Genomic DNA, 19,246 nt, shown 5'->3' with positions numbered 1-19,246 from the left:
GTTTATCCTCGTAAGGTCGCGGTTAACCCTTTCTGGCAGGCGTATTGCTGCGCGAAATCCAGCAGGGCAGGGTTATCCAGCGGTTTGTCAGGGGCAGAGTAGGCTTGGCCGAGCAGGGTGTATTTGTTCATGCCCAGCGTGTGATACGGCAGAAAATGAATATCGTCGACGCCGAGCTCGTCGGCGGCGAAGTTGGTAATGGCGGTGATGGACGCTTCGTCAGCGTTAAAGCCCTGGATCAGCGGCACGCGGATGGTGATTTTTTTCCCGGCGACGGCAAGGCGCTTCAGGTTGTCCAGGATTCGCTTAGCCGAACCGTCCGTCCACTGTTTGAACACCTCACCGTCGACGTGCTTCAGGTCGGCGAGGAACAGATCGACGTAGGGTAATGACGGCTCGATATAGTGCCACGGCACGTGAAGGCAGGTTTCCACGGCGGTATGGATCCCCTGTTCGTGGCTGGCTTTAAACAGGGCATGTGCCAGCTCAGGGGTCATAAACGGCTCGCCGCCGGAGAGGGTGATCCCGCCGCCGCTGCGGTCGTAGAAGGGTTTATCGCGCAGTACGGTCGCCATGATCTCCTCGACCTGCTGTTCTTCACCGCAGACGGTCAGCGCCTGCGTCGGGCAGCAGTCAGCAAGGGCGTTGAGCGTGGCTTCATCAAGCTTCTCGCGGTGGATAACCAGCCCGTTCAGCGCGCGTTCGATGCAGCCCGGTGCCGCCTGCTGGCACAGGTCACAGCCGTCCAGGCACAGGCGCGCGTCAAACAGCACGTCCCGGCTGCGGGAGCGGCTTTCCGGGTTCTGGCACCAGCGACAGCCCAGCGAGCAGCCTTTCAGGAACACCACGGTTCTAATACCGGGGCCATCGTGGGTAGAGTAACGCTGAATATTGAAGATCATGATTTCGCCTCTCGTATTGCATATGAAGATTAAATTACTTTCGAATGAAAGTTATCTTGATACAGGTCAACTACTGAGCAGGTTTTGTCGTGATAGGGTAAGTGCAGGCTAAATTTGAGGGTGACATCATGGAACTTTATCTCGACACATCTGACGTTGCGGCAGTCAAAAAGCTGGCGCGTATCTTCCCGCTGGCAGGTGTAACCACCAACCCAAGCATTGTGGCGGCAGGTAAAACGCCGCTGGACGAGCTGCTGCCAGCGCTGCACGACGCGCTGGGCGGCAAAGGCCGTCTGTTCGCCCAGGTGATGGCGACCACCGCCGAAGGGATGGTGGAGGACGCGCGCAAGCTGCGCGCCATCATTAACGACCTTGTAGTAAAAGTGCCGGTGACCGCAGAAGGGCTGGCGGCGATCAAGATGCTGAAAGCGGAAGGGATCCCGACGCTGGGTACGGCGGTTTACGGTGCTGCGCAGGGGATGCTCTCCGCGCTGGCGGGGGCGGAGTATGTAGCGCCTTACGTTAACCGCGTGGACGCGCAGGGCGGGGACGGGATCCAGACCGTGGTTGAACTGCAACAGCTGCTGACATTGCACGCCCCGCAGTCAAAGGTGCTGGCCGCGAGCTTCAAAACGCCGCGTCAGGCGCTGGACTGCCTGCTGACGGGCTGCGAGTCCATCACGCTGCCGCTGGACGTGGCGCAGCAGTTTATTACCTCTCCGGCCGTGGATGCGGCGATTGTGAAGTTTGAGCAGGACTGGCAGGGGGCGTTTGGACGGACGTCGATCTAACGGGTGCGGCCTGATGCCCTCACCCCAACCCTCTCCCACAGGGAGAGGGAGCAAACACTAAAACGGCAACCTGAAGGTTGCCGTTTGCTTTAACCTCCGCAAACCTCACACCCCGGGTTACGCATCAGCTTCATCTCGCGGAACTGGCAGGTCATCGCGTCATACATTACGATTTTCCCCGCCGCAGGGGTGCCGTAGCGCGCCAGCACTTTGATCGCTTCCATCGCCTGCAGGGAGCCAATCACGCCGACCAGCGGCGCCATCACGCCCGCCTCAACGCAGGTCAGCGCGTTCTCGCCGAACAGGCGGCTCAGGCAGCGGTAGCAGGGTTCACCTTCCGCATACGTGAAGACGCTGATTTGCCCCTCCATGCGGATCGCCGCGCCGGAGACCAGCGGGATTTTGTGGGCAAAGCAGCCCGCGTTCAGCTGGTTACGGACCGTGACGTTATCGGTGCAGTCCAGCACCAGGTCATGCTGCGCAATCTGCGCGGACAGCACGTCGTCATCCAGCATCGCGTCAATCAGGGTGAACTGAACGTTGGGGTTGATGCGCGCCAGCGCCGTGCGGGCAGAGTCCACTTTAGGCTTTCCAACCGTCGCATCGCTGTGCAGCGTCTGGCGCTGGAGATTTGACACCGACACGGTATCAAAATCCAGCAGCGTCATTCTGCCCACGCCCGCCGCCGCAAGATACTGCGCGGCGGCGCAGCCCAGGCCACCCAGACCAACAACCAGCACGCTTGCTGCCTTAAGCGCTTCCTGGCCTTCGAAATCAAACCCGCGCAGCACAATCTGGCGGTTGTAGCGCATCATCTCCGGGTCGCTCAGCTCCACCGTCATGTCAGCCTCCGAACAGGTGGTTAAAACGCTCGATCTCAACCCACTCGCCTGCTTCCACATTGCCGCGCTCGCGCTCCAGGACGATAAAGCAGTTGCCCTGGCTGAAGGAGCTGAAAATGTGTGAGCCCTGGTGCCCGGTGGTGCTCACTTCCAGCTCGCCGTCAGCGTTGCGCGCCAGGATGCCGCGCTGGAAATCGAGGCGGCCCGGCGATTTTTTCAGGCGCGTGGCGGCGCGCACGCGCTGGCGTTCCGGCAGCGGGCTGGCGCTGTTGCCGGAAAGCTTCGCCAGCAGCGGGATCACCAGCTGGTAGAAGGTGAGTGCCGCCGAGACCGGATTACCCGGCAGGCCGCAGAACCAGCCGCGCGTGAGCTTGCCAAACGCGAACGGTTTTCCCGGCTTGATGGCCAGCTTCCAGAAGGCGATTTCACCCAGCTCTTCAAGGATGGTTTTGGTGTAATCCGCTTCGCCCACGGAGACGCCGCCGGAGCTGATGACCACGTCGGCTGCGTTATCCGCCTCGATAAACGCGGCTCGCAGTTTTTCCGGATCGTCAGGAATAATGCCGAGGTTAATCACCTCGCAGCCCAGCTGCTCCAGCATCAGGTGTACCGCCAGGCGGTTGGTGTCGTAAATCTGGCCGTCCTGCAGCGGCTGGCCCGGAAGCTGCAGCTCGTCGCCGGTGGAGAAAACGGCCACGCGCACTTTACGGATAACGTCGATTTCAGCCACGCCGAGCGACGCCAGCACCGGCAGCTCACCTGCCGTCAGCTTCTGCCCGGCGGCAAAGACCGTCGCGCCAAGGGTGATATCTTCGCCCGTGCGGCGGATGTTCTGGCCCGCTTTAACGTTCGCGGTAAAACGCACGCCGTCGTCGGTCTGTTCGGTCTCTTCCTGCATCACCACGGCGTCGCAGCCGGCCGGAACCGGCGCGCCGGTCATGATGCGTACGCAGGTGCCCGCAGGCCATTCACAGCTAAACGGCTGACCCGCAAAGGCTTTACCCGCCACCGGTAGGGCGTTACCCGTCTGGAGATCCGCCAGGCGCACCGCGTAACCGTCCATCGCGGAATTATCAAACCCCGGCACGTTAAGCGGAGAGACGATATCGCGCGCGGCAATACGGCCAAAACAGCGCACGAGGGGCAGCGTCTCAACGTCATGCAGCGGGGAAATACGGTCAAGCATCTGCGTGAGTGCCGTCTCAAGCGGCATCAGTCCGGCGGTAAAATCCATGGTGGGCTCCTGCGGAGTAACAACGAAAGCGCTCATTATGGCAGAAAAGTGCGGCTAATTGTATGACCCGATGGGTGTACGCTTTACATCACAGTTACGTCTTTCTATATTCAAAAATCATCTGAAGTTTCATCGACGATAATGATATTTATAGAAAAAGCCGCAAATCAGGCTAACGGGTGATGCGAATGGTTAATGCGGTAATCGCAATTCATGGTGGCGCCGGGGCAATCACCCGAGCACAGCTCAGTCCCGAGCAGGAAAAGCGCTATATCGACGCGCTGTACGCCATTGTGGAAACGGGTCAGAAAATGCTGGAGGCGGGCGAAAGCGCGCTGGACGTGGTCACCGAGGCGGTGCGCCTGCTGGAAGAGTGCCCGTTATTTAATGCGGGGATCGGTTCGGTCTTTACCCGGGATGAAACGCACGAGCTGGATGCCTGCGTGATGGACGGCGTCACCCTGAAAGCGGGCGCCGTGGCGGGCGTGAGTCATCTGCGCAATCCGGTGCTGGCGGCGCGTCTGGTGATGGAGGCGAGTCCGCACGTCCTGCTCACAGGGGCCGGGGCAGAGGCGTTTGCCTTCGGGCACGGAATGGAACCGGTATCGCCGGATCTGTTTTCCACCGAGGAGCGCTATCAGCAGCTGCTGGAAGCCCGTTCGGCGGGCATGACGCAGCTTGACCATACAGCGCCGCTTGATGAAACCACCAAAATGGGCACGGTCGGCGCGGTGGCGCTGGATAAGGCCGGAAACCTCGCGGCGGCAACCTCAACGGGCGGGATGACCAACAAGCTGCCCGGGCGCGTCGGCGATAGCCCGCTGCCGGGCGCCGGCTGCTACGCCAATAACGCGACGGCGGCGGTGTCGTGTACCGGAACCGGGGAAGTGTTTATTCGCGCCCTCGCGGCCTACGACATCACCGCGCTGATGGATTACGGCGGTTTAAGCCTCAGCGAAGCCTGCGAGCGCGTGGTGATGGAGAAACTGCCTGCCCTGGGCGGCGTCGGCGGGCTCATTGCGGTGGATCGTGAGGGCAACGTGGCCCTGCCGTTCAACAGCGAAGGTATGTACCGCGCCTGGGGCTATGCCGGTGATGAACCGAGCACGGGCATCTATCGTGAATAAGGGGGCAGCGCGTGCCGCACAGTGAAGAACTGGACAACCGCGAAGTGCTGGCTGTCCATCAGCTCAATATTGCGTTTCAGGAAGAGCGGCAGTTCATCCCCGCAGTACAGAATTTATCGTTCACGCTCAGGCGCGGCGAGACGCTGGCGATTGTTGGCGAGTCCGGATCCGGTAAATCGGTCACCGCGCTGGCGCTGATGCGCCTGCTGGAACAGACGGGCGGGCAAATCAGCAGCGAGAAAATGCTCCTGCGCCGCCGTAACCGTCAGGTCATTGATTTAAATGAGCTGAGCGGTTCGCAGATGCAGGGCGTGCGCGGGGCGGATATTGCGATGATCTTCCAGGAGCCGATGACCTCCCTGAACCCGGTTTTCCCGGTCGGGGAACAAATCGCCGAGTCCATCCGCCTGCATCAGGGGCTGAGCGGCGATGAAGCGCTCAAAGAGGCCCGACGGATGCTGGAACTGGTGCGCATCCCGGAGGCGCAGGCCATTCTGGGTCGCTACCCGCATCAGCTTTCCGGCGGCATGCGCCAGCGGGTGATGATTGCCATGGCGCTCTCCTGCCGTCCGGCGGTGCTGATTGCCGATGAACCGACGACGGCGCTGGACGTGACGATTCAGGCGCAGATCCTGCAGCTCATCAAAGTGCTGCAGCAGGAGATGGAGATGGGGGTGATATTCATCACCCACGATATGGGCGTAGTCGCCGATATCGCCGATCGGGTGCTGGTGATGCACAAGGGCAGCGCGGTGGAAACCGGCCCGGTTGAGCAGATTTTTCACGCGCCCGTGCATCCTTACACCAAAGCGCTGCTGGCGGCGGTTCCGCGCCTGGGGGCGATGAACGGCAGCGATTTGCCGCGCCGCTTCCCGCTGATTTCTCTTGAGGCGTCTGAGCTGCAGGAGGAGGAGCGCGAGCAGGACACCGTGGTGCCGGGTAAGCCCATTCTGGAAGTGCGCGATCTGGTCACCCGTTTTCCGCTGCGCAGCGGCGTACTGAACCGCGTTAAGCGCGAAGTGCACGCGGTTGAAAACGTCAGTTTCGATCTTTGGCCGGGCGAAACGCTGGCGCTGGTGGGGGAGTCCGGCTGCGGTAAATCCACCACCGGGCGCGCGTTGCTCCGTCTGGTGGAATCACAGGAAGGCAGCATTACCTTTAACGGCGAGCGCATTGATACCCTTCCGGACAGCAAGCTGCAGGCGGTGCGGCGGGATATTCAGTTTATTTTCCAGGACCCGTATGCCTCCCTCGATCCGCGCCATACGGTGGGGTATTCGATCATGGAGCCGCTGCGGGTACATAACCTGCTCGACGGCGAAGCGGCCCAGCGTCGCGTGGCCTGGCTGCTGGAGCGCGTCGGCCTGAAGCCGGAGCACGCATGGCGTTATCCGCACGAGTTTTCCGGCGGACAGCGGCAGCGTATCTGCATCGCCCGCGCGCTGGCGCTGAACCCGAAAGTGGTGATTGCCGATGAATCCGTCTCGGCGCTGGATGTCTCTATCCGGGCGCAAATCATCAACCTGCTGCTGGATTTACAGCGGGATATGGGCATTGCCTTCCTGTTTATCTCGCACGATATGGCGGTGGTCGAGCGCATCAGCCATCGCGTGGCGGTGATGTTTATGGGGCAGATCGTGGAGATTGGGCCGCGAAGGGCGGTGTTTGAAAACCCGCAGCACCCGTACACCCGCAAGCTTATTGCGGCGGTCCCGGTTGCCGATCCGGCGCATCGTCACGGCCAGCGCGTGCTGCTGCAGGATGAAATGCCGAGCAATATTCATAAACGCGGCGAGGCCGTGGAGCGCGTGACGCTGCGCGAGGTCGGGCCGGGTCATTTCGTCGCTCCCCCGCGTCAGGACAACGCTTTTTCGCGGTTATAACTTACAACAGGCAGGAGAACACAATGGTTACATTTGTAGCGCGTAGATGGTTGTTAGCCGCGAGCGTGACGGCAGCCCTGGCCGCTGCCCCCGCGTTCGCTGCCAAAGATGTGGTGGTCGCCGTCGGCTCCAATTTCACCACGCTCGATCCGTATGACGCCAACGACACGCTCTCTCAGGCGGTGGCGAAATCGTTCTATCAGGGCCTGTTTGGCCTCGATAAAGAGATGAAGCTCAAAAACGTGCTGGCGGAGGGGTATACCGTGTCCGACGACGGGCTGGTGTATACCATCAAACTCAGGACCGGCGTGAAGTTCCAGGACGGGACAGACTTCAATGCGGAGGCGGTGAAGGTTAACCTGGACCGCGCCAGCAATCCGGAAAATAGCCTCAAGCGCTATAACCTGTATAAAAATATCGCCAGCACCGAGGTGGTCGACCCGGCGACGGTCAAAATCACCCTGAAAGAGCCGTTCTCCGCGTTTATCAATATCCTGGCGCATCCGGCAACGGCGATGATTTCCCCTGCCGCGCTGAAAAAATACGGCAAGGAGATCGGCTTCCACCCTGTTGGCACCGGCCCTTACGAACTGCTCACCTGGAACCAGACCGATTTTGTGAAGGTGAAGAAATTCGCGGGATACTGGCAGCAGGGGCTGCCGAAGCTCGACACCATCACCTGGCGCCCGGTGGTGGACAACAACACCCGCGCGGCGATGCTGCAAACCGGCGAGGCGCAGTTTGCCTTCCCGATCCCCTATGAGCAGGCCGCCATTTTGCAGAAAAACAGCAAGCTGGAGCTGGTCGCCAGCCCGTCGATCATGCAGCGCTACATCAGCATGAACGTCACGCAAAAGCCGTTCGATAACCCGAAGGTGCGTGAAGCCATCAACTACGCCATTAACCGTCAGGCGCTGGTGAAGGTCGCTTTTGCCGGCTATGCCACCCCGGCCACCGGCGTGCTGCCGCCGGCGATCGCCTATGCGCAAAGCTATCAGCCGTGGCCGTACGATCCGGCTAAAGCGCGCGAGCTGCTGAAAGAGGCGGGCTTCCCGAACGGTTTCAGCACCACGCTGTGGTCCTCGCATAATCACAGTACCGCCCAGAAGGTGCTGCAATTTACCCAGCAGCAGCTGGCGCAGGTGGGGATCAAGGTACAGGTCACCGCAATGGATGCCGGACAGCGTGCGGCAGAAGTGGAGGGGAAAGGGCAGAAAGAGAGCGGCGTGCGGATGTTCTACACCGGCTGGACGGCCTCGACCGGTGAAGCCGACTGGGCGCTGTCGCCGCTGTTTGCCTCGCAAAACTGGCCGCCAACCCTGTTCAACACCGCGTTTTACAGCAACCCGCAGGTGGACAAAGACCTGGCCGATGCCCTGAAAACCACCAAACCGGAAGAGAAGGCGCGCCTCTACAAAGACGCGCAGGATATTATCTGGAAAGAGTCACCGTGGGTGCCGCTGGTGGTGGAGAAACTGGTGTCAGCCCATAACAAAGCATTGACCGGGTTCTACATCATGCCGGACACGGGCTTTAGCTTTGACGATGCGGATTTAAAATAAACCTCATGCTGAATTATGTTTGTAAACGCCTGCTGGGGCTTATTCCGACGCTGCTGATTGTGGCGGTCCTGGTGTTTTTGTTTGTCCATATGCTGCCGGGCGATCCGGCGCGTCTGGTCGCCGGGCCTGAGGCGGATGCCACCGTTATTGACCTGGTGCGTAAGCAGCTTGGCCTCGACCAGCCGCTGTATATGCAGTTCATCCATTACATTTGCAACGTTCTGCAGGGCGATTTTGGTATCTCAATGGTGTCGCGCCGTCCGGTGTCGGAGGAGATTGCCAGCCGCTTTATGCCGACGTTCTGGTTAACGATAGCCAGCATGAGCTGGGCGGTCGTGTTCGGGCTTGGCGCCGGGATTATCGCGGCCGTCTGGCGCAACCGCTGGCCGGACAAGCTCGGCATGGCGCTGGCGGTGACCGGCATCTCCTTCCCGGCGTTCGCGCTGGGGATGCTGCTGATGCAGATCTTCTCCGTCGAACTGGGCTGGCTGCCGACCGTCGGGGCTGATACCTGGAAGCACTACATCCTGCCTTCCATGACGCTGGGGGCTGCCGTTTCGGCGGTAATGGCCCGCTTTACCCGCGCCTCGTTCGTTGACGTGCTGAGCGAAGATTATATTCGCACCGCGCGGGCGAAAGGGGTCAGCGAGAAGTGGGTCATTCTCAAGCACGGATTCCGCAATGCGATGATCCCGGTAGTGACGATGATGGGGCTGCAGTTTGGCTTTCTGCTCGGCGGCTCGATCGTCGTGGAAAAGGTCTTCAACTGGCCGGGGCTGGGACGCCTGCTTGTTGATTCCGTCGAGATGCGCGACTACCCGGTGATTCAGGCGGAAGTCCTGCTTTTCTCGCTGGAGTTTATTCTTATCAACTTAGTGGTGGACGTGCTCTACGCCGCCATTAACCCGGCCATCAGGTACAAGTAAGATGCGATTGTTGAACTGGCGACGTCAGGCCGTTTTAAACGCGATGCCGGGGCTAAAACCGGACCACGTCCGCACCCCGTGGTCTGAATTCTGGCGGCGTTTTCGCCGTCAGCCGGTCGCGATGACCGCGGGGCTGTTTGTGCTGCTGCTGATTGCGGTGGCGGTGATTGCGCCGTGGGTGGCGCCGTTTGATGCGGAAAACTATTTTGACTACGACCGTCTGAACGACGGACCGTCGATGCTTCACTGGTTCGGCGTGGACTCACTCGGGCGCGATATCTTTAGCCGCGTGCTGGTCGGGGCGCAGATCTCGCTTGCCGCCGGGGTGTTCGCGGTGCTGATTGGCGCGGCCATCGGTACCGTGCTGGGCCTCGTTGCCGGGTATTACGAAGGCTGGTGGGACCGCATCATCATGCGCATCTGCGACGTGCTGTTTGCTTTTCCCGGCATTCTGCTGGCGATTGCCGTGGTGGCGATCATGGGCAGCGGCATGGCGAACGTCATCATTGCGGTCGCGGTCTTTTCGATTCCGGCGTTCGCGCGGCTGGTGCGCGGCAATACGCTGGTGCTGAAACAGCAGACGTTTATCGAATCCGCGCGCAGCATGGGGGCCAGCGATGCCACCATCCTGTTCAGCCATATTTTGCCGGGTACGGTGTCGTCCATCGTGGTCTATTTCACCATGCGCATCGGCGTGTCGATTATCTCGGCGGCCAGCCTGTCGTTTCTGGGGCTAGGGGCGCAGCCTCCGACGCCGGAGTGGGGCGCGATGCTGAACGAGGCGAGGGCGGATATGGTGATTGCGCCGCACGTGGCGATCTTCCCGAGTCTGGCGATTTTCCTCACCGTGCTGGCGTTTAACCTGCTGGGGGACGGGCTGCGCGACGCGCTGGATCCGAGGATTAAGGGGTAGGCTTTTGCTTGCCCCTCACCCCGGCCCTCTCCCCAAAGGGGCGAGGGTGAAAAACCGCACCCAGCAGTCCCCTCTCCCCAGTGGGGAGAGGGTTAGGGTGAGGGGGAAAGGAGATTAAACCCGGCTACCCCACAGATCATACTCGTCCGCGTTTTCAACCTTCACGCGAATAATATCACCCGGCTTAACGTTGGTTTCGCCGTTCAGGTACACCGCGCCGTCGATTTCAGGGGCATCCGCCATGCTGCGGCCAATCGCGCCTTCTTCGTCCACTTCGTCAACGATCACCATGATCTCGCGGCCCACCTTTTCCTGCAGACGCTCGGCAGAGATCTGCTGCTGCAGCTGCATGAAGCGGTTCCAGCGCTCTTCTTTCACCTCTTCCGGCACCTGGTCCGCCAGCTCGTTGGCGGTTGCGCCTTCTACCGGGCTGTACTTGAAGCAGCCTACGCGGTCCAGACGCGCTTCTTTCAGGAAGTCGAGCAGCATCTGGAAGTCTTCTTCGGTTTCACCCGGGAAGCCGACGATGAAGGTGGAGCGCAGGGTCAGATCCGGGCAGATCTCGCGCCACTGCTTGATGCGCGCCAGCTGACGATCAACGGAGCCAGGACGCTTCATTAGCTTCAAGATACGCGGGCTGGCGTGCTGCAGCGGGATATCCAGGTACGGCAGAATTTTGCCTTCCGCCATCAGCGGGATCACGTCGTCAACGTGCGGATACGGATAGACGTAGTGCAGACGCGTCCAGATACCGAGCTTAGACAGCTGTTCGCACAGGCCGACCATGCTGGTTTTCACCGGCTCGCCGTTGTGGAAACCGGAGCGGTGTTTAACGTCCACGCCGTAAGCCGAGGTGTCCTGGGAGATGACCAGCAGCTCCTTCACGCCCGCGTCGGCCAGACGTTTAGCTTCCGCCAGCACTTCACCAATCGGACGGCTCACCAGATCGCCACGCATGGACGGGATGATGCAGAAGGTGCAGCGATGGTTGCAGCCTTCGGAAATTTTCAGGTACGCGTAGTGGCGCGGCGTCAGCTTCACGCCCTGCTCTGGCACCAGGCTCAGGAACGGGTTGTGCTTTGGTTTTGGCACGTAGTGATGAACATGTTCCAGCACCTGCTCGTAGCTGTGCGGGCCGGTGATCTCCAGCACCTTCGGGTGCACTTCGCGGATCTGGTCTTCTTTCGCGCCCAGACAGCCGGTAACAATCACTTTGCCGTTTTCCGTCAGGGCTTCACCGATGGCTTCCAGTGATTCCTGAACCGCGCTGTCGATAAACCCGCAGGTGTTCACGATCACCATATCGGCGTTGTCGTAGCTTGGCACCACGTCATAGCCCTCGGTGCGCAGTTCGGTCAGGATGCGTTCGGAATCCACGAGGTTTTTCGGGCAGCCCAGGGAGACGAAGCCGATTTTCGGCTGGTGCGTAACATTGCTCATAGGTTAAAAATTCATCAATTATGGAGTTATCAGGGCGGGATTTTACAGCGTATCGCGGGGGATTTATACACTCTTTGCAAGGCGGAAGCGCCGGGCAGACGTTGTAACATTGTAAATAATGTTAATCAGTTAATAAAAATTGATCCCAGGCATTAAACTGTACAAAAAATGTACTTATCCTGATTATGCACAATGGCTGACAGAGGAGGAAAGAGCATGACCGTTGACAGACTAAAACGCGATCTGCTTAACAAGCTGATCAACGCCCGAATCGACCTGGCCGCGTACCTGCAGTTGAGGAAGGCAAAAGGGTATATGTCAGTCAGCGAAAGCGAACATCTGCGTGATAACCTGTTTGAACTTTGCAATTTCATGCGTGAAAAAGCACCGACCCTGAAGGCGGAATACGGCGAAAGTGAGCTGATCGCCCTGCGCCGCGCCGCTGAGGTACTTTCCATCGCTGGGGTATGTTTGATGAACGGACGCCACGACTGCCCGAATTTTATCGCTGTTAACGCGGAGAAGCTTGAAAACTGCCTGACCACGCTCTCTCTATGCATCATGTGCCTGAACGAGCACGAGAAGCTTGAACAGCACTGACCCAGGGGGAGGCAACTCCCCCTTCTGATTAAGCTTTTGTAAAAGTGGTAACGCGCCCGGATGCAGTGGCTAACCTTTATGCCATATGCCGATAAAGGAGCGCGTTATGCCTCGATCCTCGCTAATTTCCCTGCCTGCGCTGTTCATTCCGTTTTCGCTTCTTGCTGCCCCGGAGGCGGTCAAGGTTGAGGTGCTGCAAAACAAACTCGATCACCCCTGGTCTCTGGCGTTTCTGCCGGACAATAAAGGCCTGCTGGTAACCCTGAAGGGCGGTCAGCTCAAACGCTGGCAGGCCGGAAAAGGGCTGTCCGATCCGATTGTCGGCGTGCCGAAGGTCTGGGCAAACGGTCAGGGAGGATTGCTGGACGTGGTCCTCGACCCGGATTTTGAAAAATCACGCCGCATCTGGCTGAGCTTCGCCGAAGCCGGGAGTGACGGCAAGGCCGGAACGGCGGTGGGCTATGGCCGGCTGAGCGACGATCTGACGCGCATTGAAGCCTTCCAGGTGGTGTTCCGCCAGATGCCGAAACTCTCCACCGGGAACCATTTTGGTGGGCGACTGGTATTCGACGGCAAAGGCTCGCTCTTTATCGGACTCGGCGAGAATAACCAGCGTCCGACGGCGCAGGATCTGGATAAATTGCAGGGTAAAGTGGTGCGCCTCACCGAAGACGGAAAAGTGCCGCCGGATAACCCGTTTGTGAATACCCCCGGTGCGCGACCCGAAATCTGGTCTTACGGCATTCGCAACCCACAGGGGATGGCGATGAATCCCTGGAGCGACGCGCTGTGGCTGAACGAGCACGGTCCGCGCGGCGGGGATGAGATCAACATCCCGGAGAAAGGAAAGAACTACGGCTGGCCGCTGGCGACGCACGGCATTAACTACAGCGGTCTGAAAATTCCGGAAGCCAAAGGCGAGCACGTTGAGGGAACCGAAAAACCGCTGTTCGTCTGGAAAGTGTCGCCTGCCGTGAGCGGTATGGCGTTTTACAACAGCGACGTCTTCCCGCAGTGGAAAAACAAGCTGTTTATCGGCGCGCTGAAGGAAAAGGACGTTATCGTGCTGAGCGTGGACGGCAATAAGGTCACGGAGGATGGGCGAATTCTCGGCGACCGGGATAAACGTATTCGCGATGTGCGGGTGGGGCCGGACGGCTATTTATACGTTCTGACCGACGAGACGGACGGGCAGCTGTTAAAAGTCAGCCCGTCCGGTGCGTAATCAGGTGACCGGGATCATTACCACGTTGCGGTACGCCGGGCGATCGCTCAGCTGTTTTAGCCAGCGCTCAAGGTGAGGGCGCGGCGTCCACTTCAGGCCGAGGTTGGTCAGGTTCCAGACGAACGGCGCCACGGCAATATCGCCCACGCCGAACGCCTCACCGGAGAACCAGGCGTGCTTCGCCAGTTCGTCATCCATCATCGCAAACAGGTTTTCACACGCATCCTGAGCGGCATGAATGGCAGGGTAGTCGCGCTCGGCTTCAGGGGTTCTGACTAACCCCATCAGGATCACGCGGTGGGTTGGCGATAGCGTCTGGTTCGCCCAGTCCATCCACTTTTCACCCTGGGCGCGACGGGCCGGGCTTTCCACCCACAGGCGGCCCTGACCGTACTGAGCGGCGAGGTAACGGACAATGGTGTTGGATTCCCAAAGCGTCGCGTCGGTTTCATCATCGCGCAGCAGCGGCACCAGGCCGTTCGGGTTCATGGCCAGATAGTCGGCCTCTTTGTTCACGCCGAACGACATGCCGGCCATGATTTGATTGAACGGTAAATCCAGCTCTTCGAGCGTCCAGAGCACTTTCTTAACGTTGGTCGAGTTGTTCCTGCCCCATAGCGTAATCATATTTACTCCTGATGAGATGTGAATCCGGGTCAGCTTTCGCCATGGTGAGATAAACCTAACAATTACGCAACAGAAGACAAAAAAATCGTCTGAATCAAAGCGTATCTGAATGTTATTGCATAAACTTTAATAACTTTACCCTCGTTGGGTTTCTTTAACCGTTTTAGTGCGCTATTACTCATCGCTTCTTGCGACACGGTGATGTGACGTAATTTTTGAATGGACACTCGGGTGGCATTTATGACGCGTAAAATGACTTCTCTGCGCAGCCTTGCGACAGGCTCTGCGCTCCTTTTCCTGTTTGCACCAACGCTCTACGCAGCTGAACAGGCTGCGCCCGAAGCGCCGCCTGTGGATGCGCGCGCCTGGATCCTGATGGACTACTCCAGCGGTAAAGTGCTGGCGGAAGGCAACGCGGATGAGAAACTCGATCCGGCAAGCCTGACCAAAATCATGACCAGCTATGTGGTCGGCCAGGCGTTGAAAGCGGGCAAGATCAAGCTGGACGATATGGTCACCATCGGGAAAGATGCCTGGGCGACCGGCAACCCGGCGCTGCGGGGCTCTTCGGTGATGTTCCTGAAGCCTGGGGATCAGGTCTCCGTTTCCGATCTGAACAAAGGGGTAATTATTCAGTCGGGAAATGATGCGTGCATCGCGCTGGCCGATTACGTTGCCGGCAGCCAGGATTCTTTCATTGGCTTGATGAATGGCTACGCGCAGAAACTGGGCTTAACCAACACCACGTTCAAAACGGTTCACGGTCTGGATTCGCCGGGACAGTTCAGTACCGCGCGTGACATGGCGCTGCTGGGGAAAGCGCTGATCCACGACGTGCCGGATGAATACGCCATCCATAAAGAGAAAGAGTTTACCTTCAATAAAATCCGCCAGCCGAACCGCAACCGCCTGCTGTGGAGCAGCAATGTTAACGTGGACGGAATGAAGACCGGCACCACGGCGGGCGCGGGCTATAACCTGGTGGCCTCCGCGACCCAGGGCGACATGCGCCTGATTTCGGTGGTGCTGGGCACCAAAACCGACCGTATTCGCTTTAATGAGTCAGAAAAACTGCTGACCTGGGGCTTCCGCTTCTATGAAACCGTGACGCCGATTAAACCGGATGCCACGTTCGTCAGCCAGCGCGTCTGGTTTGGCGATAAGAGTGAAGTCAATCTCGGGGCGGGTGAAGGCGGCTCGGTGACCATTCCGCGCGGTCAGCTGAAAAACCTGAAGGCCAGCTATACCCTGACCGACCCGCAGCTTACGGCTCCGCTGAAAAAAGGCCAGGTGGTCGGGACGATTGATTTCCAGCTAAACGGTAAGTCGATTGAACAGCGTCCGCTGATTGTAATGGAAGCGGTGGAAGAGGGCGGCTTCTTCAGCCGGATGTGGGATTTCGTGATGATGAAATTCCACGGGTGGTTCGGCAGCTGGTTTAGCTAAGTTTTTTGCCGGGTGACGCTGCGCTTACCCGGCCTACGTTTTTTCTCCCTCTCCCTGTGGGAGAGGGCCGGGGTGAGGGCATCAGACCGCACCCCCTTAATACATTAACTTAACCTGCTGCGCCTTCGCGTGGGCCACGATCTCGTCGTCCGGGCGGCAGTCGCTGACGATGGCGTCAAACTGCGCCAGCTCGCCCATTCTTGCCGAACGTACCTTGCCAAACTTGCTGTGATCGACCACCAGCACATGGTACTGCGCGGCGCTTAACGCCCAGTGCTTCACCGGTAGCTCTTCCAGGTTAAAGCAGGTCGCACCCTGACGCACGTTGACGCCTGCGGCGGAATAAAACGCGATATCCGGGCAGAGATTGCTGAGCGTATCCTGCAGGTTGAGCGGCTTAAAGATGGCGTTGCTGGCGTGAAACTCGCCGCCGCAGAGGATCACCCGGCACTCCGGTTTCTCCTGAAGCGCCAGAAAGGTGTTCAGGGAGTAGCACACGGCGGTAAAAGGGATGCTGTTGTCGATGGCTTCGATAATCCACGGTGTGGTGGTTCCGCAGTCAAAAAACAGCGTCTGGTGCGGCTGTACCAGTGAGGCCGCAAGCCGGGCGGCTTTGCGTTTCTCTTCCACCAGGCGCGTCTTCTGGTCGCTGATCAGATAATGGCTGGCGCTACGCGGCTCAAGCACAATATATCCGCCGAGCAGCACGACGGGCGCGCTTTCGCTGTTCAGATCCCGACGAATGGTCATCTCTGAGACGCCGAGGAGGTTGGCGGCTTCCTTAAGATGCAGCTTATCGCTGCGCTTCAGCGCCTGTAGCAGCTGAGCAATGCGGTCATCGCGACGTGTTTCCATAGTTCCTCGGGATAAAAAAGTGAACCCCCGCAGGGCGGGGGCTCAAGTGTAACCTGTCAGGTTGGGGTTAGTCACGTATCCAGCCTTTGCGGATCGGGATAGCGAAAATGGCGCGATAAAGCGAAGACAGCGTGCGGTAGAGCGCTTCACCGAAGAGGCTCCACAGGATAGCCGCGCTCACGCAGCCAATCAGCCCCACCAGGAAACCGCCCACCATATCCAGCGGCCAGTGAACGCCCAGGTAAACACGAGACCAGGCGATAGCCAGGGCCGCCACCATCAGGACCGCACCGGACCACAGGCGATGCCAGAACAGGAAAGCCAGCGCGAAGGTAAAGATCACCGTTCCGTGATCGCTCGGGAACGAGTCATCCGGCGCGTGGTGCAGGAAGGTATAGCCGACATGATCGACAAAAGGACGATCGTGCGGGAACGCATGGCCGAGAATGTAGCTGACCAGGACGCTTACCCCGAGCGCCATCGCGACTTTAATCACCAGCTGGCGCTGCGCCTTCACCTGGCTGCGGGGACCCCACAGCCAGAGAATCGCAGCCAGTGCAGGCACGATGCTGATCAGATCTTTTGCCAGAAAGGTGGCAAAATCGATCGTCCACTCAGGCGAGGCCGGCGTGGCGTTGATCAGATAAAACAGCTGATAATTCAGATTCTCTAACATAGCGTTATCACTCTTTAGCAAACCGGATGGAAATAAGTCCGTAGACCACCACCTGGGAAAACCAGACCCACCACCCGGCCCACAGGTTGTGAGAGAAAAAATGCGCCCCGCGCATGACCTGGCCGTAGCCCATCGCCAGACCTAACACCACGCCCAGCGCGACGAAGCACCAGGCGAGACGCGGACGCTCGCGCCAGAAGGCAAAAAACAGCCCCATCACCATAAAGCCGCTGGATGCATGACCGCCGGGAAAACAGCGCCCCGGACCGCTGTCAGCAGGGACGGCGCTGAACAGGGGATAAGACATAGCCTTACCGCCATATTCCACCAGATCCCACGGGCAGCTGTGATGGCTCACGCTTTTCAGCACGCCTACCACCAGCGCGCCAACGCCCATCAGTAGCGCCGCCGTCACTAGCCTTGCGTTGCGCTTGTAGGCGCCGTAAAACAGCGCTACGGCACCTAAGCCGATGGCGATGTACTTCGCCAGTCGGTGGTTCAGCAGATCCAGCAGGTGGTCCTTCTGCAGCGGAAAGCTCTGCGTTGCCGCGTCATACCAAAAGCCGGTGATCCATCTGTCGAGCGCTTCACTGCGCGATAGCCACGTAAAGACCACGGCAAGGGCGATCAGTACGAAAAGCTGATAACCATAAAAGCGGGTCGGCAAGCGGTAAAGTCGTTTTGTCTTATTTGTCTGTAAGTTAGACAATTCTGAACGGCTGGAGGTGAGTGCCATAATTTGGGATCGTTGACGAGTAATCGCGCTATCATAAAAGTGTCAACTTAAGGAAACCTTAAACGAAGACGATATGTGCTTTATTTCTGTTTATCCTCGATAAATCACTATCTCGGGCTGCGGCATTTCATTAAACTCGTCGCGATTTTGTCATTATAAAGAGATTGCATGTTAAACCGTTCTTCTTCTGGTTCACGTCTGGGTCGTCAGGCGTTGCTTTTCCCTCTGTGTCTGGTGCTCTACGAATTCTCTACCTATATCGGCAACGATATGATCCAGCCCGGTATGCTGGCCGTTGTGGCGCAGTACAACGCGGGTATTGAGTGGGTGCCGACCTCCATGACCGCCTATCTGGCCGGCGGCATGTTTTTACAGTGGCTGTTAGGCCCGCTGTCGGATCGTATTGGCCGTCGTCCGGTAATGCTGACGGGCGTGGTGTGGTTCATCGTCACCTGTCTCGCCACGCTGCTGGCGCAAAACATTGAACAATTTACCCTGCTGCGTTTCCTGCAGGGGGTGAGCCTGTGCTTTATCGGCGCCGTGGGGTATGCCGCCATTCAGGAGTCGTTTGAAGAGGCGGTATGTATCAAAATTACCGCGCTGATGGCGAACGTCGCGCTGATCGCCCCCTTGCTCGGGCCGCTGGTGGGGGCCGCGTGGGTGCACGTTGCGCCGTGGGAAGGGATGTTTGTGCTCTTTGCGCTTCTCGCCGCCTTCGCGTTCTTTGGCCTGCACCGGGCGATGCCGGAAACGGCCACCCGCATCGGCGAGAAACTCTCGCTGAAAGAGCTGGGTCGGGATTACAAAGAAGTGCTGAAGAATGGCCGATTTGTGGCGGGCGCGCTGGCGACCGGGTTCGTTAGCCTGCCGCTGCTGGCGTGGATCGCGCAGTCGCCGGTCATTATCATCAGCGGTGAAAAACTCAGCAGCTACGAGTATGGCCTGCTGCAGGTGCCGATCTTTGGCGCGCTGATTATCGGTAACCTGGTGCTGGCACGCCTGACGTCACGCCGGACCGTGCGTTCCCTGATTATCATGGGCGGCTGGCCGATTGCGGCAGGGCTGATTCTGGCTGCGGTGGCGACCGTCGCGTCATCCCACGCCTACCTGTGGATGACGGCGGGGCTGAGCCTCTATGCCTTCGGAATTGGCGTGGCCAACGCCGGGCTGGTGCGCCTGACGCTGTTTGCCAGCGAGATGAGTAAAGGCACGGTGTCAGCGGCGATGGGAATGCTGCAGATGCTGATTTTTACCGTCGGTATTGAAGTGAGCAAGCATGCCTACGCGATGGGCGGCAACGGGCTGTTCAGCCTGTTTAACCTCGCCAACGGCGCGCTGTGGGTTGGCCTGATGGTGGTGTTCCTGAAAGATAAACGCGTCGGGAACGCCCTGCAACCATAATCTTTTTTCCCTCTCCCCTTTGGGTAGAGGGCCAGGGTGAGGGGCGAGGGCGCCAGACCG

The 19,246-nt window shown here is 59.1% G+C and carries 18 protein-coding genes; 10 read left to right on the top strand and 8 right to left on the bottom strand.

The genetic code is table 11. The features are described 5' to 3' along the window. Positions 1 to 2 precede the first annotated feature (2 nt). A complete protein-coding gene (locus SPH27_RS07475; protein ID WP_182071428.1) occupies positions 3 to 902 on the bottom strand; it encodes a glycyl-radical enzyme activating protein in 900 nt (299 codons plus the stop codon). 128 nt (positions 903 to 1,030) lie between these two features. Here SPH27_RS07475 and fsa point away from each other — a divergent pair, with 128 nt between their 5' ends. Further along, positions 1,031 to 1,693: a fructose-6-phosphate aldolase gene (gene fsa, locus SPH27_RS07470; RefSeq protein WP_182071429.1), complete on the top strand. Its 663-nt coding sequence runs from the start codon at positions 1,031 to 1,033 to the stop codon at positions 1,691 to 1,693. A gap of 89 nt (positions 1,694 to 1,782) precedes the next feature. Here fsa and moeB read toward each other — a convergent pair whose 3' ends face one another. Further along, entirely contained in the window at positions 1,783 to 2,535 is a 753-nt protein-coding gene (gene moeB, locus SPH27_RS07465) for a molybdopterin-synthase adenylyltransferase MoeB (RefSeq protein ID WP_182071430.1), read from the bottom strand. A 1-nt stretch (position 2,536) separates the two neighbouring features. Further along, entirely contained in the window at positions 2,537 to 3,769 is a 1,233-nt protein-coding gene (gene moeA, locus SPH27_RS07460; protein WP_182071431.1) for a molybdopterin molybdotransferase MoeA, read from the bottom strand. A 188-nt stretch (positions 3,770 to 3,957) separates the two neighbouring features. Here moeA and iaaA point away from each other — a divergent pair, with 188 nt between their 5' ends. The 5 genes from iaaA to gsiD are packed head-to-tail and all read left to right on the top strand — an operon-like array spanning position 3,958 to position 10,180. Then, positions 3,958 to 4,896, top strand: a complete 939-nt coding sequence (gene iaaA / locus SPH27_RS07455; RefSeq protein ID WP_033145022.1) for a beta-aspartyl-peptidase — start codon at positions 3,958 to 3,960, stop codon at positions 4,894 to 4,896. 11 nt (positions 4,897 to 4,907) lie between these two features. Next, positions 4,908 to 6,779, top strand: coding sequence for a glutathione ABC transporter ATP-binding protein GsiA (gene gsiA / locus SPH27_RS07450; RefSeq protein ID WP_182071432.1), 1,872 nt, complete (start codon positions 4,908 to 4,910; stop codon positions 6,777 to 6,779). A 23-nt stretch (positions 6,780 to 6,802) separates the two neighbouring features. Then, complete coding sequence (gsiB, locus tag SPH27_RS07445) at positions 6,803 to 8,341, top strand: glutathione ABC transporter substrate-binding protein GsiB (protein WP_033145024.1); 1,539 nt, start codon at positions 6,803 to 6,805, stop codon at positions 8,339 to 8,341. Between the two features lie 5 nt (positions 8,342 to 8,346). Beyond that, positions 8,347 to 9,267: a glutathione ABC transporter permease GsiC gene (gsiC, locus tag SPH27_RS07440; protein WP_023310911.1), complete on the top strand. Its 921-nt coding sequence runs from the start codon at positions 8,347 to 8,349 to the stop codon at positions 9,265 to 9,267. 1 nt (position 9,268) lies between these two features. After that, a complete protein-coding gene (gsiD, locus tag SPH27_RS07435) occupies positions 9,269 to 10,180 on the top strand; it encodes a glutathione ABC transporter permease GsiD (RefSeq protein WP_024908682.1) in 912 nt (303 codons plus the stop codon). Between the two features lie 114 nt (positions 10,181 to 10,294). Here the strand turns inward: gsiD and rimO are convergent, their stop codons facing one another. After that, complete coding sequence (gene rimO, locus SPH27_RS07430) at positions 10,295 to 11,620, bottom strand: 30S ribosomal protein S12 methylthiotransferase RimO (protein ID WP_023310913.1); 1,326 nt, start codon at positions 11,618 to 11,620, stop codon at positions 10,295 to 10,297. A 216-nt stretch (positions 11,621 to 11,836) separates the two neighbouring features. On the opposite strand from rimO, the gene bssR reads away from it, so the two are divergent. Both bssR and SPH27_RS07420 read left to right on the top strand, forming a co-directional pair. Beyond that, positions 11,837 to 12,220, top strand: coding sequence for a biofilm formation regulator BssR (bssR, locus tag SPH27_RS07425; protein WP_064672152.1), 384 nt, complete (start codon positions 11,837 to 11,839; stop codon positions 12,218 to 12,220). Between the two features lie 106 nt (positions 12,221 to 12,326). Further along, complete coding sequence (locus SPH27_RS07420) at positions 12,327 to 13,445, top strand: PQQ-dependent sugar dehydrogenase (RefSeq protein ID WP_033145028.1); 1,119 nt, start codon at positions 12,327 to 12,329, stop codon at positions 13,443 to 13,445. Here the strand turns inward: SPH27_RS07420 and SPH27_RS07415 are convergent, their stop codons facing one another. Beyond that, the gene (locus SPH27_RS07415) at positions 13,446 to 14,072 is read right to left on the bottom strand and encodes a glutathione S-transferase family protein (RefSeq protein ID WP_039261465.1); all 627 of its coding nucleotides are present in this window, start codon (positions 14,070 to 14,072) and stop codon (positions 13,446 to 13,448) included. A 240-nt stretch (positions 14,073 to 14,312) separates the two neighbouring features. Between SPH27_RS07415 and dacC the strand changes: the two genes are divergently transcribed. Next, the gene (gene dacC / locus SPH27_RS07410; RefSeq protein WP_032661393.1) at positions 14,313 to 15,518 is read left to right on the top strand and encodes a serine-type D-Ala-D-Ala carboxypeptidase; all 1,206 of its coding nucleotides are present in this window, start codon (positions 14,313 to 14,315) and stop codon (positions 15,516 to 15,518) included. Positions 15,519 to 15,614: 96 nt separating this feature from the next. Here the strand turns inward: dacC and deoR are convergent, their stop codons facing one another. The 3 genes from deoR to SPH27_RS07395 form a co-directional block, all read right to left on the bottom strand. After that, positions 15,615 to 16,373: a DNA-binding transcriptional repressor DeoR gene (gene deoR / locus SPH27_RS07405; RefSeq protein WP_047061464.1), complete on the bottom strand. Its 759-nt coding sequence runs from the start codon at positions 16,371 to 16,373 to the stop codon at positions 15,615 to 15,617. Between the two features lie 67 nt (positions 16,374 to 16,440). Beyond that, the gene (ybjG, locus tag SPH27_RS07400) at positions 16,441 to 17,049 is read right to left on the bottom strand and encodes an undecaprenyl-diphosphate phosphatase (RefSeq protein WP_167818287.1); all 609 of its coding nucleotides are present in this window, start codon (positions 17,047 to 17,049) and stop codon (positions 16,441 to 16,443) included. Between the two features lie 7 nt (positions 17,050 to 17,056). After that, positions 17,057 to 17,785: a phosphatase PAP2 family protein gene (locus tag SPH27_RS07395; protein ID WP_058841660.1), complete on the bottom strand. Its 729-nt coding sequence runs from the start codon at positions 17,783 to 17,785 to the stop codon at positions 17,057 to 17,059. A 168-nt stretch (positions 17,786 to 17,953) separates the two neighbouring features. Here SPH27_RS07395 and SPH27_RS07390 point away from each other — a divergent pair, with 168 nt between their 5' ends. Then, positions 17,954 to 19,186 (top strand): MFS transporter, encoded by a 1,233-nt coding sequence (locus SPH27_RS07390; protein ID WP_032661345.1) that lies wholly within the window; start codon positions 17,954 to 17,956, stop codon positions 19,184 to 19,186. Positions 19,187 to 19,246 lie beyond the last annotated feature (60 nt).

The organism is Enterobacter sp. A103, assembly GCF_034427535.1.
GTDB lineage: Bacteria > Pseudomonadota > Gammaproteobacteria > Enterobacterales > Enterobacteriaceae > Enterobacter > Enterobacter asburiae_B.
This window is presented reverse-complemented; position numbering and strand designations above follow the sequence as displayed.

Coding starts and splice junctions, on each gene's coding strand:
- SPH27_RS07475 (WP_182071428.1), bottom strand. CDS start 902: ATGATCTTCAATATTCAGCGTTACTCTACCCACGATGGCCCCGGTATT.
- fsa (WP_182071429.1), top strand. CDS start 1,031: ATGGAACTTTATCTCGACACATCTGACGTTGCGGCAGTCAAAAAGCTG.
- moeB (WP_182071430.1), bottom strand. CDS start 2,535: ATGACGGTGGAGCTGAGCGACCCGGAGATGATGCGCTACAACCGCCAG.
- moeA (WP_182071431.1), bottom strand. CDS start 3,769: ATGGATTTTACCGCCGGACTGATGCCGCTTGAGACGGCACTCACGCAG.
- iaaA (WP_033145022.1), top strand. CDS start 3,958: ATGGTTAATGCGGTAATCGCAATTCATGGTGGCGCCGGGGCAATCACC.
- gsiB (WP_033145024.1), top strand. CDS start 6,803: ATGGTTACATTTGTAGCGCGTAGATGGTTGTTAGCCGCGAGCGTGACG.
- gsiC (WP_023310911.1), top strand. CDS start 8,347: ATGCTGAATTATGTTTGTAAACGCCTGCTGGGGCTTATTCCGACGCTG.
- gsiD (WP_024908682.1), top strand. CDS start 9,269: ATGCGATTGTTGAACTGGCGACGTCAGGCCGTTTTAAACGCGATGCCG.
- rimO (WP_023310913.1), bottom strand. CDS start 11,620: ATGAGCAATGTTACGCACCAGCCGAAAATCGGCTTCGTCTCCCTGGGC.
- bssR (WP_064672152.1), top strand. CDS start 11,837: ATGACCGTTGACAGACTAAAACGCGATCTGCTTAACAAGCTGATCAAC.
- SPH27_RS07420 (WP_033145028.1), top strand. CDS start 12,327: ATGCCTCGATCCTCGCTAATTTCCCTGCCTGCGCTGTTCATTCCGTTT.
- SPH27_RS07415 (WP_039261465.1), bottom strand. CDS start 14,072: ATGATTACGCTATGGGGCAGGAACAACTCGACCAACGTTAAGAAAGTG.
- dacC (WP_032661393.1), top strand. CDS start 14,313: ATGACGCGTAAAATGACTTCTCTGCGCAGCCTTGCGACAGGCTCTGCG.
- deoR (WP_047061464.1), bottom strand. CDS start 16,373: ATGGAAACACGTCGCGATGACCGCATTGCTCAGCTGCTACAGGCGCTG.
- ybjG (WP_167818287.1), bottom strand. CDS start 17,049: ATGTTAGAGAATCTGAATTATCAGCTGTTTTATCTGATCAACGCCACG.
- SPH27_RS07395 (WP_058841660.1), bottom strand. CDS start 17,785: ATGGCACTCACCTCCAGCCGTTCAGAATTGTCTAACTTACAGACAAAT.
- SPH27_RS07390 (WP_032661345.1), top strand. CDS start 17,954: ATGTTAAACCGTTCTTCTTCTGGTTCACGTCTGGGTCGTCAGGCGTTG.